The sequence below is a fragment of the Rhizobium altiplani genome (assembly GCF_001542405.1).
GTDB classification, from domain to species: Bacteria; Pseudomonadota; Alphaproteobacteria; order Rhizobiales; family Rhizobiaceae; genus Rhizobium; species Rhizobium altiplani.
Window position 1 is genome coordinate 147,894 of sequence record NZ_LNCD01000145.1, and the last position, 12,624, is coordinate 160,517.

The following is a 12,624-nucleotide window of genomic DNA, read 5'->3' on the forward strand; positions in this document are numbered from 1 at the left end:
CAGGGACGATGGAAACCGAGTTGCCTGCCCCACGCAGCACATCACGAGCTATGCCCACTGTTGCTGTTGCCTTCGGCGGAGGCGGCGCGCGCGGCCTCTCCCACATCCACATCATCGAAACGCTGGATGAGCTCGGCATTCGCCCCGTGGCGATTGCCGGATCCTCGATCGGCTCGATCATGGGCGCGGGGATGGCGGCCGGAATGACCGGCGAAGCCATCCGCGAACATGTGATGATGACGGTAGGCAACAAGGCTGCCGTTGTCAGCCGCCTGTGGGGCCTGCGACCGCAGACGGTGCGCGATGCCGTTGCCAACGGCGTGCGCATCGGCCAGTTCAATCTCGAGCGTATCCTGAAAGCCTTCCTGCCCGCCGATCTGCCGGATCGCTTCGAGGACCTCTCAATCCCGATGACAGTGACGGCGACCGATTACTACGGCCAGTGCGAGGTGCTGACGAGCGGGGGAGCGCTGCTCCCGGCGCTGGCGGCTTCATCCGCGATCCCCGCCGTCTTCATGCCGGTGCGGCTGCACGGTCGGGTGATGATCGATGGCGGCATCAGCAATCCCGTGCCTTACGAATGCCTGATGGATCGCGCCGACATCGTCATCGGCATCGACGTCGTAGGCGCGCCGGAAGGAGATGGCGCCCACATTCCAAACCGGATGGAAAGTATCTTCGGCTCCGGCCAGCTGATGATGCAGACCGCGATTTCCCTGAAGCTGCGGCTGCAGGCGCCGCACATCTTCCTTCGCCCCGCAGTCGGGCGCATCGGCGTGATGGATTTCCTCAAGGCGCGCCAAGTCCTGTCCAAGTCGGTCGGCGTCAAGGACGAACTGAAATACGCACTCGATCGGGAGATCGAGGCGCGGATCGCCTCCTAGAAGCTTCGCCCAGGCTTAGTAGCCGTTAATGCCGGCCCCACGAACCGGGCCAATCCCCGCGGGAGTTGCGTAGGTGGTATTCCCTGCGCCCGAGCCGGTGGTTGCACACCCGGAAAGGGCAAGGATCGCGATGGCCGCGACGGCCAGAAGACAGCGTAGAGGCATGGCATTGTCCTATCATCGAAGACTGCGCGGGCCTCAGGGGCCGGAGCGGATACTCCCGCAAATCAATGGCGATGGCAACGGGTAGCTAAGAGCGTAGGTTCGATGCGCTGCCCGGATTGATCTCCGGATGCATCCTCACTCGTCCGGGCTATGGCTCGGACATCAACACAGCCCGCCCGGTTCGCCGTGGCGGGCTTTGTCGTAGCCAGCATTCGTGGATGCCCGGCAGGAAAAGGTTACCACCGTCGGCTAGTGCGGCGCACGTCGACGATGCGCCCATCCCTTTGACGGACCCCTATCTCGTAGCGGTTCCCATTGCGGATTGCGCGATAGGTAAAGTACCTCCCGCGGCAATTGTCCCGAATGACGTCGCGAAATCCCCGGGTACGAAGCAGCCTCGCACCCTGAGGGCAGGTTATCGGTCGCCCGTGGTTCAGGCTGCTGCCGGAGCCGATGATGATCTGAGCGCTCGCTTCCTGGGGAAGCGCGACCGGTGAGACGAATACGACCAGAGCAAGTGCACATGAGAGAAGCGAAGATCCGAGTATAGCCTTGAGACTCATAACATCCTCCGGGTTAGCCCGCCTGAGAAAGGCAGGGCATGAGAAAATCGCCTAAGTTGTGGCTCAATACAAGTGATGACTCGACGACCCAGCCGGGGGAGCACGCTCATCAAACTCTAACGAACCTGCCACGCCTCTCAACGCGCTTTACAAGGTGACAAAACGCCCCCGCGATTTCTAACTAGAACGGATAACTTAACACGGCCCGATTGCAAGAGCATGCTTGCTTCGATGGTGAACGGGACAAACACTAGTAGTTTCTGGCAGGGGGGCGTCTGCGGCGCCGCCGGCAGCCTGTTGTTCAATGCCTGGATCGTGCCGTTCCTCACACTAGCCTTCGACAAAGTCGGTGCCGGGCCCGAAGAGGTGGCTGATGCCGTTTTCCGATGGATCGAGCAATACATAGACCTCGGTATCTCGAGTGGGGGCAACTTGTGGAGTGCTCCCGACCCGGATTTCCTTCGACTTGTCTACTACGCGTTGCAGGTTGCGTTCCCGGCTACAGCAATCCTCATCGGTCTGCAGATAAGGCGTCTAGTTGTACGCTTCTGGCCCCAAGGGCCATAAATATGATCGCGCCAGAGAGCCCGTCGCCTGTCCTCTTTCCAACGGGCGAGTACAGGTTCATCATGCCATGGGATGCTTGCCGCCGCTTAGCTGTTGCAGTAGACCCCCGAGCCCGGAACTTGGCATCGGAAAACTTTGGCGGTCAGGCTTTGTAGGATGCTCAATTGGAGAATTCCCATGACCCGCTTGCACAAGCCAATCGCGGCACTCGCTTTTCTCTTGCTCACTGCAATCAGTTCGTCATGTACCACCGGTGGGCCGGGAGCCCGCTCGCTAAATGAACCCGCGAACCCCGCCTGCGCAGATGGCTTCACGCCCAAAGGCGGCGGTTCATGTGACTTTTGAGATCTGGGAAAGATGGAGATTGCCCACTCCGGGCGAGTTCCTATCAGACGCGAAGGCCAGGGGATCGATGAGGGTGTATCACATCGTCGCTCACGCGGGCATCCTTTGAGCAAGCAGAACGCTTCAATCTAACGTGAAAGGGTTCTAAGCGTCGGCCGTCACTTCTGCCGTGCCCGCCAGCGGGTCCTCGTCGAAGCTAGCGGCGCGCTTTGGCTTCATGAGCGGCTCCGGTTTGACCGGCTGCGAGAAAAGCATGTCGCGGCCGGCCTGCAGTCCTTCGGTGACCTGGAGCACGAGGCGCGCCTCGTCGCGCTTGCGGATATCCTCGCCGATTTCATAGGCCTCCGCTTCGCCGACGCCCAAGGCCTCGAGCGTTCGCCGGCCGAAGAGCAGGCCTGACTCCAGCGTTTCGCGCAGTTCGTAGTCGACGTTGAGGTTGCGCAGCGCTATCGAGTGGATGCGGTCGTAGGAGCGCACGAAGAGCTTTGCGTGTGGATAATCCGCCTGCACCAGTTCGACGATCTTGTCGGTGATCTCGCGCTTCTGCGTGCAAACAACAACGATCTTCGCCCGGTCGATGCCGGCGGCCCTGAGCACGTCCTTTCGGGTGCCGTCGCCGAAGTAAATCCGGAAACCGAAAGAGGAAGCCTGCCGGATGCGATCGGCTGAAAAGTCGATGACGGTCACGGCGCGCCCGCCGGCGAGCAGAATCTGGGCGGCGATCTGTCCGAAACGCGAAAATCCGACCATCAGAACATCCGCGCCGGCACCTTCGAAATCCTCGTCCAGTTGTTCTTCCTGATTTCCCGACAGCAGCCGCTTGGCGAGCATCGTTCCGATCGGCGTGAGGGCCATCGACAGGGTGACGATCGCAATCAGCAGCGAGGCGGTACTCGTCGGCATCAGGCCGGAAACGGCAGCGGCCGAAAACAGGACGAAGCCGAATTCGCCGCCCTGCGGCAGCAGAAAAGCGATCCTGATAGCGTCGTCATGCGGCGAGCCGGTTGCGCGGCAGAGTACGTAGATCACCAAGGCCTTCGCTGCCATGACAACAGGCACGGCGACGATGATGAAGAGTGCGTTGTCTCTGAGTACCTCGAGCTGGATCGAAAGCCCGACGGCGATGAAGAAGATAGCGAGCAACACGCCGCGGAAGGGCTCGATGTCCGCTTCCAGCTCGTGGCGATAGGAGGATTCGGCCAGCATCACGCCAGAAAGGAAGGCGCCCATGGCCATCGACAGTCCGGCAAGCTGCATCAGGCTCGCCGATCCCATCACCACGAAGAGGGCGGCGGCGATCATCGCCTCGCGGGCCCCGGTGCGGGCGATGATCTGAAAGAGCGGTGTCAGCAAGTAGCGTCCCATGACGATCATCGCGCCGACAGCACCAATGGCGATCGCGAAGTCCAGCAGGGGCGTTCCGCTGCCCTTGCCACCGTTGAGAATACTGATCAGGGCCAACAGCGGCACGATCGCAAGGTCCTGAAACAGCAGCATTGAGAACGAGCGCTGCCCGTAGCGCGTATTCACCTCGCCTTCATCCTCGAGGATCTGCATCGCGAAGGCGGTGGAGGAGAGAGCAAGCCCGAAACCCGCAACGATGCTGCCACGCCAGTCGAGAACGCCGGAAAGGCCGCTCAACAGCGTCAGCAGTAGACCGGTCGCCACCACCTGCGCGGTTCCGAGCCCGAAGATGTCACGCCGCATTTGCCAGAGGCGCGAAGGCTTCAGCTCAAGCCCGATGATGAACAGGAGGAAGACGACGCCGAGTTCGGCAACATCCAGGATCTCTTCGCCATCCGTCAATCCATGGAAGATCGGGCCGATGACGACGCCGGCAGCCAGGTAACCGAGCACCGTTCCGAGACCAAGGCGCTTGAAGATGGGCGCCGAAACCACGGCGCCGCCGAGGAGCAGGATCGTCTCGGCGAAGAGAGTGTTGGGCTCTGACATCAGGCGAGTTTCTTTCAATGCGGGGAGGCATACAAGCGGCGGGCAAAAGAATCGGCTCACGCGACCTTGATGCTTTTCGTAGTGCACAATAAATGGAACGCGAAGGAAAGGCCAAATCATGTCTTCAGAAATCGACTCCTCGACGCTTCTTTCCCGCGCAAGCCAATTGATCGACCTGGCAAAAAAGGCTGGCGCCGATGCCGCGGATGCGGTGGTCGTGCGCTCGCGATCGCAATCGGTCAGCGTACGCCTCGGCAAGGTCGAGAGCACGGAATCGTCAGAAAGCGATGATTTCTCGCTGCGCGTCTTCATCGGTAAGCGCGTTGCCAGTGTCTCGGCAAATCCGGGCTTCGATCTTTCTGCTTTGGCCGAGCGAGCCGTGGCGATGGCCAAGGTGTCGCCGGAAGACCCGTTCGCCTGCCTGGCAGACGAGGACAGGCTTGCGAATTCCTATCCGGATCTCGAGCTCCTCGATACGACCGAGGTGTCGTCCGACCAACTCCGCGAAGCCGCCCTCGAGGCGGAAGCCGCGGCCCTTGCCGTCAATGGCGTGACCAATTCGTCCGGCGCCGGAGCCTCAGCCGGCATGGGTGGCCTTGTCCTTGTCACCTCCCACGGTTTCCAGGGCAGCTACATGGCCTCGCGTTTCGGCCGATCCGTCAGCGTCATCGCCGGCGAAGGCACGGCGATGGAACGCGACTATGATTTCGACAGCCGCATCTATTTCGGCGAGCTGGATAATGCCGCCGAGATCGGCCGCCGGGCCGGCGAGCGCACGGTCAAGCGCATCAACCCGCGCCAGGTGGATACTGGCAAGGATATCACCGTCGTTTTTGATCCCCGTGTTGCTCGTGGCTTCGTCGGACATATTGCCGGGGCCATCAATGGCGCCTCGGTTGCACGCAAGACCAGTTTCCTGCGCGACAAGATGGGGCAACAGGTCTTGAAGGCGGGGCTTTCGATCTCCGACGATCCGCTGATCGTCCGTGGCCCGTCGTCGCGCCCCTTCGATGGCGAGGGCGTATCCGGCGAACGACTGCTGATGATCGAGGATGGTGTTCTCAAGCACTGGTTCCTCTCCACCTCGACGGCCCGCGAGATCGGAATGGAGACCAACGGCCGCGGGGTGCGCGGCGGCAATTCGGTGACGCCATCCGCGACGAACCTCGCTCTCGAGCCGGGCGACATTTCACCCGAGGACCTGATCCGCGGTGTCGGTAACGGCTTCTATGTAACCGAGCTGATCGGCCAGGGCGTCAACATGATCACCGGCGAATACAGCCGCGGCGCGACCGGCTTCTGGATCGAGAATGGCGAACTGACCTTTGCCGTGTCTGAAGTGACGATCGCTTCGAACCTCAAGGACATGTTCATGCGGGTTACGCCGGCAAACGACATCGACCGCAAGTTTGGTGTCGCCGCTCCGACGCTTGCGATCGAGGGAATGACGCTCGCCGGGCGCTGATGGATTGGATTGCCGAAATGACTGACGTGGACACAGCCCTCTGGCGGAGCGATCTGGAATTGATCGCAGATGCTGCCAGGCAGGCCGGCAAAGTCGCACTCGGCTATTTCAATCAAGCGCCTGAGGTCTGGTGGAAGAACGAGGGGCGATCGCCCGTCAGCGCCGCCGATTTCGCGGCCAACCGGACGCTTGAATCCATTCTCCGCTCAGCCCGGCCGGATTATGGCTGGCTTTCGGAAGAAACTGAGGACAGCGGTGATCGGCTCTCACGGGACACGCTGTTCATCATCGACCCGATCGACGGCACGCGGGCATTCCTGGCGGGAATGGATCTGTGGTGCGTGAGCGTCGCGGTCGTGCGCCACGGGCGACCTGTCGCCGGCGTTCTCTACGCTCCTGCTCTGGAAGAACTCTTCGAGGCGGTCAAAGGTGGCGTGGCCCTGAAGAACGGGCGGCCGATTACTGTATCGACAAAACCGCTCGATGCACCAGGGCGCTTTGCCATCGCGGAGGATGTGCTCAAGGCATTCCCGGAACCGTTCAAGCATCGCATCGAGCGCGTGAAGCACGTGCCGTCCCTTGCCTATCGCATTGCCATGGTTGCCGACGGTCAAATTGATGGCACTTTCATCAAGCACAATTCACATGATTGGGATCTCGCGGCCGCGGATCTCATACTCGAGCGCGCCGGAGGCCGGCTGGTTGATCTCCGCGGTGACGTGCCGCTCTATAACCGCATGCAGGTCAGCCATGGCGAACTCTGCGCCGCCGCTGGGCCGCGACTCGCCGATCTTATAACCCGGATCGGTGAGCGACGAGGCAGTTGACGTTTCCGTCAAAATCCCTCAGATGAAGCGGCGGAGGAGAATAGAGCAGAAAGAGAAGAAAATGACGGAATCCGGCGGCAAAAAGCAGCTCTTGCATCTCGTATTCGGCGGCGAACTGGAAAGCTTGGACGATGTTCAGTTCAGGGACCTGAAGGATCTCGATATCGTCGGCATTTATCCGGACTATGCCACGGCATTGACGGCCTGGAAGTCAAAGGCGCAATCGACTGTGGATAATGCGCATATGCGCTACTTCATCGTCCACATGCACCGTTTGCTGGACCCGGAAAGCAAGTCTGCGCAGTAACCCTCCCCCGGGCGCGGCTCGCTACGAGCCGTGAGCCGACTGACTGCCTGACGCATTCTGAACAAACTGATCGGCCATTGCGGCCGCAACAATAATTAGGAATGGGTTGATGTCGATCATTTGTGATCGGAGATTTGGCAGATGAGCGGTCGCATGGCGCGGTTTGCGCTGGGCGCCTATCAGGCAACGGGAACGTTGCTGACGCCGTTCGTCGGAGGGTATCTCGCCTATCGGGCCGCGAAGGGCAAGGAAGACCGTGCGCGCCGTTTGGAGCGCTCGGGCTATGCCAGCGCCGACCGTCCGGCCGGACCGCTGGTCTGGTTCCATGCCGCAAGCGTCGGTGAAACCAATGCCGTCATTCCGCTGATCCGCGAAATTCGCCGCCGCGACATCCACGTCATTCTGACCACCGGAACCATCACGTCCGCCAAGCTGGCCGCTGAGCGCATCGGCAACGAAGCGATCCATCAGTACGTGCCGCTCGACCTCAAGCCCGCCGTCAGCCGTTTCCTTGAATATTGGCAGCCGGACTGCGTACTGATCGCTGAGTCCGAAATCTGGCCGGCGACCCTGATGGAACTTGGCCGCCGCCGCATCCCGCAGATCCTCGTCAACGCGCGCATGTCGGACCGCTCCTTCGCGCGATGGAGTCGGCGTCCGGCACTTGCGGAAGCCCTGTTCGAGAACCTGGCGCTTGTTATTGCGCAATCGGATGTCGATGCCGAGCGCTTCCGCGATCTCGGCGCGCGCCACGTCATGATGTCGGGCAATCTCAAGGTCGATACCGACGCCCCGCCTTACGATGCTGCGGTATTCGCCGACTACAAGAAGCAGCTCGGCGGCCGCAAGACCTGGGCAGCGATCTCCACCTTCGACGGTGAGGAAAAGGCCGCAGGCATCGTCCATCGGGCGCTGAAGGAGCGGGACGAGCAGTTGACGATCATCGTGCCGCGGCATCCGGAACGCGCCGACGACATCGAAGCCGAGCTCGTCAAGCTGGGTCTCAAGGTCGCCCGCCGCACGCGCGGTGATGCGCTGACCCCTGATGTCGATATCTTCCTAGGCGATACGATCGGCGAAATGGGCCTCTACCTGCGCCTGACGGAGGTTGCTTTTGTCGGGCGCTCGCTGTTTGCCGAAGGTGGGCAAAATCCGCTGGAGCCGGCGATGCTCGGTTGCGCGGTGCTGTCGGGCAGCAACGTGCAGAACTTCCGCGAAGCCTATCAGAAGCTGGCGCGGCGCGGCAGCGCGCGCATGGTCCGCGATACGGAGATGCTTGCCAAGGGCGTCCACTATTTGCTCACCAACGACGGAGCGCGTCGCACCATGATCGAAGCCGGGATCGGCGCCGTGCAAGAAATGCGGGGCGCGTTGACGGCGACGGTGAAGGGCTTGGAGCCCTATATCAATCCGCTCACCGTGAAGGCGAGGCTGCTGCCGAAGGCGGCTTTGCAGCGCTGAGGGCAGGGCGGCTATGAAGGCAATCAAGGGAATACTTTTCGACAAGGACGGCACGCTTCTCGACTACGACGAGAGCTGGCTGCCGGTGAACCGCGAGCTAGCGCGCATCGCATCGGAAGGCGATCCCGAACTTGCGGACCGGCTGCTTCTGGCTTGCGGCATGGATCCCGTCAGCGGCCACATCGTTCCCGACAGTCTGCTGGCGGCCGGCAACACGCGCCAGATTTCGGAGGGGCTCGTCGCGGCCGGCTCGATGCTCGACGTTATCGAGCTGACGATCAAGCTGGACGAGCTCTTTTCTCATGCCGCCGAGTTTTCCGTAGCGGTCACTGATCTGGCCGCCTTTTTCGGTAGGCTGCATGCACGCGGCTTTCGCCTCGGTGTCGCCTCGAGCGACAACGAGCGCTCGATCAGGCAAACCGCCCAGCGCTTTGGCTTTGCGCCCTTCATCGACTATGTGGCCGGATACGATAGCGGCTTCGGCACCAAGCCGGAACCGGGCATGGTGCTTGGTTTCTGCGCGGCGACGGGCCTTGATCCCTCCGAGGTCGCCCTTGTCGGCGATAACAACCACGATCTGCACATGGGCCGCAACGCCAAGGTCGGCGTGACCGTGGCCGTACTGACTGGCACCGGATCGCGTGAAACGCTCGCCGCCGCATCCGATTACTGCCTGAACGACATCACCGAGCTTGAAGGCCTGCTGCCCGACCGTCAGCTTGCTTGATTGACCAAGGGCTTGCTTTTTCTTGAAATTTACCTTCTCTTTCCGCCCGGTCGAGGACACAGCCCGTCAGCATGACGCTCGGGGTCCGAAAGGCAGGGCGGGGAAAATGGTATCCGAAGCGCCACCCTTCTGGTGGTCGAAAGCCGATTGGCGTGCCTGGGCGCTCTATCCGATTTCCTTCCTGTATGGGCGTGCGGCCGGCTATCGGATGGCCAACGCCAAGCGTGCTTCGGTTCCCGTGCCCGTTATCTGCGTCGGCAATTTCACCGTCGGCGGCGCCGGCAAGACGCCGACGGCGCTGACGATCGCCCGCGCGGCAAAGGCAAAGGGGCTGAAGCCTGGTTTTCTGAGCCGTGGCTATGGCGGTTCCCTCGATGTCACGACTGTTGTCGATCCGGTTCATCACCGCGCCCTGGCTGTCGGGGACGAACCTCTGCTTCTCGCTCGAGAGGCGCTCACCGTGATTTCCCGCCGCCGTGTCGAAGGGGCCCAGCGCCTCGTCAAGGAAGGCGTGGACCTGATCATCATGGATGACGGTTTTCAGAGCGCTCGCCTGGCGATCGACTATGCGTTGCTGGTCATCGACGCCACGCGTGGCCTCGGCAATGGCCACATCGTTCCCGGTGGTCCTGTACGCGCGCCCATCCGTCAGCAGTTGCGCTACGCGACAGCCCTTTTGAAGGTTGGCGGGGGCGAAGCGGCCGACAATATCGTTCGGATCGCGGCGCGCGCCGCCAAACCCTATTTCACGGCTTCCCTGAAGGTGTGCGACAGCGCCGATCTTTCCGGCCGCAACGTGCTGGCCTTTGCCGGTATTGCCGATCCGTCGAAATTCTTCCGCACCGTCGAATCCGTCGGCGTGCATATCGCCGCTCGCCGCTCGTTCGGTGATCACGAGCATCTGACCGATGACGAGATCGACGACATTCTGACAACGGCAGAGAGCGACGGCCTTCAGATTGTCACGACGTCGAAGGATTTCGTCCGGCTCGCCGGCCATCATGGCAAAGCCGAGGAACTCGCGGCAAAATGCCGGGTGATTGAGGTGGAGATGGCCTTCGAGGATGCTCTGGCGCCAAGTCTCATCATCGACCGGGCCATCAATGCCTGCCGCGATCGGCGCTTGAAGGAAGGGCGGAAGGCCTAATCGGAAAATCTCGGGGTGCCGGTGTTCAGCGTCAGCGCTTCTGGTTCGGCAAAACGCCAGCGCGCTTGTCAGCCTCCAGCGAGGCTACGGCATCGGCGTAGGGCTCCTGGCGCGCGACGCTCCAATAGCGCAGCTCGTCGAGCGGGATCTGCTTGCCGGTAATTGCACATACGACGTAGGAGCCCGGCGACAGGATCTGAAAATCCGCATCGAGATAGCGTATCTGCGCTTCGCGGTTTCCATTTCCTTCGAACAAGTTCATGCGCTCCATTCCTTGCAGGCTGTCATACCCCTGCCATAACGCGCCGCAGCGGCCTTTTCCAGCTTTTTCAGCTACGGCCGAACAACCGCTCAATATCCGAGAGCTTGAGCTCGATATAGGTCGGTCGTCCGTGGTTGCACTGCCCTGAGCCGGGAGTAACTTCCATTTGACGGAGAAGGGCGTTCATTTCTTCGGGTCGCAGCCGTCGGCCCGAACGCACGGATCCGTGGCAGGCCATGGTCGCTGCAACATATTCCAGCTTGGCCGACAGGCCGGAGGCGGTATCCCATTCGGCGATCTCGTCCGCCAGCTGACGGATAAGTCCCGTGGCGTCCACCTCTCCCAGCATGGCAGGTGTCTCACGCACGGCGATCGCGCCGGGGCCGAAGCGCTCGATGGCCAGCCCCAGCTCGCCAAGCTCGGTGGCAAACTGCATAAGCCGATCGCAATCCTCTTCCGGCAGATCGACGATTTCGGGGATGAGGAGCACCTGCGAGGCGAGCCGTTTCGAATGCAGCGCCTTGCGCATCGCCTCGAATACCAGGCGCTCATGCGCGGCGTGCTGATCGACGATTACGAGGCCATCATCCGTCTGCGCCACGATATAATTTTCGTGAATCTGCGCCCGGGCGGCACCCAGCGGATAGCGCTGTGGCGGCTCTTCCGGCGCAACCGGCATTCTTGGGGTAGGGGCGATGTCGCTGCGGGCCGTCGGCGTCGCAAGGCCGTCGAAGGAGGCCTGCGGCCGTTCGCCGAAGCTGCCGTTTGCAGCCTGGTGGAATGGACGCGATGGCGAGGTCGCCGCCGACCAAGGCTGTTGGGGCCGTTGGGCGCCAGGCTGGAAACCGGGCCGGAAGGAGCGCAGCATGCCGTCTGCACCCGTTGTGGCCGTCCGGCTGCCGTCACGCGCCAGCGCCTCGCGCACGGCGCCGACGATCAGGCCGCGCACCAGTTGCGGGTCGCGGAAGCGCACGTCCGATTTGGCCGGGTGCACGTTAACGTCGACAAGAGCCGGATCGAGCCTGATCGACAGTACTGCGACCGGATAACGCCCGGCTGGGATGGTCTCGGCATAGGCGCCGCGGATCGCCGACAGGATCAGCTTGTCCTGCACCGGACGTCCGTTGACGAAGGCATATTGGTGGGCCGAGTTTCCGCGATTGAAGGTCGGCACGCCGGTAAAGCCTGTCAGCGATATGCCCTCCCGCTCCGCATCGATCTCGATCGCATTGTCGCGAAAATCCTTGCCAAGGATCTGCGCCATCCGCGCCAGATGATCGTCACCCGTCGCCGGCAACTCCAGCGTCGTTCGATCAGTCCCCGAGAGCACGAAGCGCACCCCGGGGAAGGCAATCGCCATGCGCTTGACGACCTCGGTGATCGCCGCGGCCTCGGCCTTTTCCGTCTTGAGGAATTTCAGGCGGGCCGGCGTCGCGAAGAAGAGATCGCGAACTTCGACGATCGTGCCCGGATTGCCGGGTGAGGGGCGAAGATGTGTAATTCTTCCGCCCTCGACGGCGATTTCGTTGCCGCCTGCGCTGTCCCGGCGGCGGCTCGAAATGCTGAGCCTGGCTACCGAGCCAATCGATGGCAGCGCTTCGCCGCGAAAACCCAGCGTGCGGATATCGTCCAGCGTATCTGAGATCTTCGAGGTGCAGTGGCGTCGTACGGCAAGCTCCAGATCCGCAACATCCATGCCAGACCCGTTGTCCGAAACCCGCAGCAGGCTCTTGCCGCCGCCCGACGTCGCAACCTCAATGCGCGTCGCGCCTGCGTCGAGGGCGTTTTCGATCAACTCCTTAGCGGCGCTCGCGGGCCGCTCGATGACTTCACCGGCGGCGATTTGATTGATGAGGGTCTCTGAAAGCTGTCTGATGGCCATGCGCCTATTCTCTTGGATTCGCGGGTCCGAGGGAAGGGCGAAAGCGCCACCGCCTTTCCGTTCTGCACG

The 12,624-nt window shown here is 62.0% G+C and carries 13 protein-coding genes; 8 read left to right on the plus strand and 5 right to left on the minus strand.

The window, feature by feature from the left end; genetic code table 11:
* Positions 1 to 8 precede the first annotated feature (8 nt).
* The gene (locus AS026_RS37245; protein WP_100248240.1) at positions 9 to 884 is read left to right on the plus strand and encodes a patatin-like phospholipase family protein; all 876 of its coding nucleotides are present in this window, start codon (positions 9 to 11) and stop codon (positions 882 to 884) included.
* 15 nt (positions 885 to 899) lie between these two features.
* Here the strand turns inward: AS026_RS37245 and AS026_RS42565 are convergent, their stop codons facing one another.
* On the minus strand, positions 900 to 1,049 hold the full coding sequence (locus AS026_RS42565; RefSeq protein ID WP_167354932.1) for a hypothetical protein: 150 nt from the start codon (positions 1,047 to 1,049) through the stop codon (positions 900 to 902).
* 236 nt (positions 1,050 to 1,285) lie between these two features.
* Positions 1,286 to 1,612 carry a hypothetical protein gene (locus AS026_RS37250; protein WP_025659441.1) on the minus strand — a complete coding sequence of 109 codons (327 nt, stop codon included), beginning with the start codon at positions 1,610 to 1,612 and terminating at the stop codon, positions 1,286 to 1,288.
* 231 nt (positions 1,613 to 1,843) lie between these two features.
* Here AS026_RS37250 and AS026_RS37255 point away from each other — a divergent pair, with 231 nt between their 5' ends.
* Positions 1,844 to 2,179 carry a hypothetical protein gene (locus AS026_RS37255; protein ID WP_131815374.1) on the plus strand — a complete coding sequence of 112 codons (336 nt, stop codon included), beginning with the start codon at positions 1,844 to 1,846 and terminating at the stop codon, positions 2,177 to 2,179.
* A gap of 489 nt (positions 2,180 to 2,668) precedes the next feature.
* Here AS026_RS37255 and AS026_RS37260 read toward each other — a convergent pair whose 3' ends face one another.
* On the minus strand, positions 2,669 to 4,477 hold the full coding sequence (locus AS026_RS37260; RefSeq protein ID WP_025659439.1) for a monovalent cation:proton antiporter-2 (CPA2) family protein: 1,809 nt from the start codon (positions 4,475 to 4,477) through the stop codon (positions 2,669 to 2,671).
* Positions 4,478 to 4,595: 118 nt separating this feature from the next.
* Here AS026_RS37260 and AS026_RS37265 point away from each other — a divergent pair, with 118 nt between their 5' ends.
* The 6 genes from AS026_RS37265 (at position 4,596) to lpxK (ending at position 10,411) form a co-directional block, all read left to right on the plus strand.
* Positions 4,596 to 5,942 carry a TldD/PmbA family protein gene (locus tag AS026_RS37265; RefSeq protein WP_025659438.1) on the plus strand — a complete coding sequence of 449 codons (1,347 nt, stop codon included), beginning with the start codon at positions 4,596 to 4,598 and terminating at the stop codon, positions 5,940 to 5,942.
* 17 nt (positions 5,943 to 5,959) lie between these two features.
* Positions 5,960 to 6,769, plus strand: a complete 810-nt coding sequence (locus tag AS026_RS37270; protein WP_062376073.1) for a 3'(2'),5'-bisphosphate nucleotidase CysQ — start codon at positions 5,960 to 5,962, stop codon at positions 6,767 to 6,769.
* A 61-nt stretch (positions 6,770 to 6,830) separates the two neighbouring features.
* Entirely contained in the window at positions 6,831 to 7,076 is a 246-nt protein-coding gene (locus tag AS026_RS37275; protein WP_018856931.1) for a DUF4170 domain-containing protein, read from the plus strand.
* A 141-nt stretch (positions 7,077 to 7,217) separates the two neighbouring features.
* A complete protein-coding gene (waaA, locus tag AS026_RS37280) occupies positions 7,218 to 8,537 on the plus strand; it encodes a lipid IV(A) 3-deoxy-D-manno-octulosonic acid transferase (RefSeq protein WP_025659436.1) in 1,320 nt (439 codons plus the stop codon).
* A gap of 13 nt (positions 8,538 to 8,550) precedes the next feature.
* Positions 8,551 to 9,264, plus strand: coding sequence for an HAD family hydrolase (locus AS026_RS37285; RefSeq protein ID WP_062376050.1), 714 nt, complete (start codon positions 8,551 to 8,553; stop codon positions 9,262 to 9,264).
* Between the two features lie 106 nt (positions 9,265 to 9,370).
* Positions 9,371 to 10,411, plus strand: a complete 1,041-nt coding sequence (lpxK, locus tag AS026_RS37290; RefSeq protein WP_062376054.1) for a tetraacyldisaccharide 4'-kinase — start codon at positions 9,371 to 9,373, stop codon at positions 10,409 to 10,411.
* Positions 10,412 to 10,442: 31 nt separating this feature from the next.
* Here the strand turns inward: lpxK and AS026_RS37295 are convergent, their stop codons facing one another.
* Both AS026_RS37295 and mutL read right to left on the minus strand, forming a co-directional pair.
* Entirely contained in the window at positions 10,443 to 10,673 is a 231-nt protein-coding gene (locus AS026_RS37295; protein WP_007530431.1) for a DUF2093 domain-containing protein, read from the minus strand.
* A 67-nt stretch (positions 10,674 to 10,740) separates the two neighbouring features.
* Positions 10,741 to 12,555, minus strand: a complete 1,815-nt coding sequence (mutL, locus tag AS026_RS37300; RefSeq protein ID WP_062376057.1) for a DNA mismatch repair endonuclease MutL — start codon at positions 12,553 to 12,555, stop codon at positions 10,741 to 10,743.
* Between the last annotated feature and the right edge of the window lie 69 nt (positions 12,556 to 12,624).

Excerpts from the sequence above, each read along its gene's own strand:
- AS026_RS37245 (WP_100248240.1), top strand. The coding sequence starts at position 9 with ATGGAAACCGAGTTGCCTGCCCCACGCAGCACATCACGAGCTATGCCC.
- AS026_RS42565 (WP_167354932.1), bottom strand. The coding sequence starts at position 1,049 with ATGCCTCTACGCTGTCTTCTGGCCGTCGCGGCCATCGCGATCCTTGCC.
- AS026_RS37250 (WP_025659441.1), bottom strand. The coding sequence starts at position 1,612 with ATGAGTCTCAAGGCTATACTCGGATCTTCGCTTCTCTCATGTGCACTT.
- AS026_RS37255 (WP_131815374.1), top strand. The coding sequence starts at position 1,844 with ATGGTGAACGGGACAAACACTAGTAGTTTCTGGCAGGGGGGCGTCTGC.
- AS026_RS37260 (WP_025659439.1), bottom strand. The coding sequence starts at position 4,477 with ATGTCAGAGCCCAACACTCTCTTCGCCGAGACGATCCTGCTCCTCGGC.
- AS026_RS37265 (WP_025659438.1), top strand. The coding sequence starts at position 4,596 with ATGTCTTCAGAAATCGACTCCTCGACGCTTCTTTCCCGCGCAAGCCAA.
- AS026_RS37270 (WP_062376073.1), top strand. The coding sequence starts at position 5,960 with ATGACTGACGTGGACACAGCCCTCTGGCGGAGCGATCTGGAATTGATC.
- AS026_RS37275 (WP_018856931.1), top strand. The coding sequence starts at position 6,831 with ATGACGGAATCCGGCGGCAAAAAGCAGCTCTTGCATCTCGTATTCGGC.
- waaA (WP_025659436.1), top strand. The coding sequence starts at position 7,218 with ATGAGCGGTCGCATGGCGCGGTTTGCGCTGGGCGCCTATCAGGCAACG.
- AS026_RS37285 (WP_062376050.1), top strand. The coding sequence starts at position 8,551 with ATGAAGGCAATCAAGGGAATACTTTTCGACAAGGACGGCACGCTTCTC.
- lpxK (WP_062376054.1), top strand. The coding sequence starts at position 9,371 with ATGGTATCCGAAGCGCCACCCTTCTGGTGGTCGAAAGCCGATTGGCGT.
- AS026_RS37295 (WP_007530431.1), bottom strand. The coding sequence starts at position 10,673 with ATGAACTTGTTCGAAGGAAATGGAAACCGCGAAGCGCAGATACGCTAT.
- mutL (WP_062376057.1), bottom strand. The coding sequence starts at position 12,555 with ATGGCCATCAGACAGCTTTCAGAGACCCTCATCAATCAAATCGCCGCC.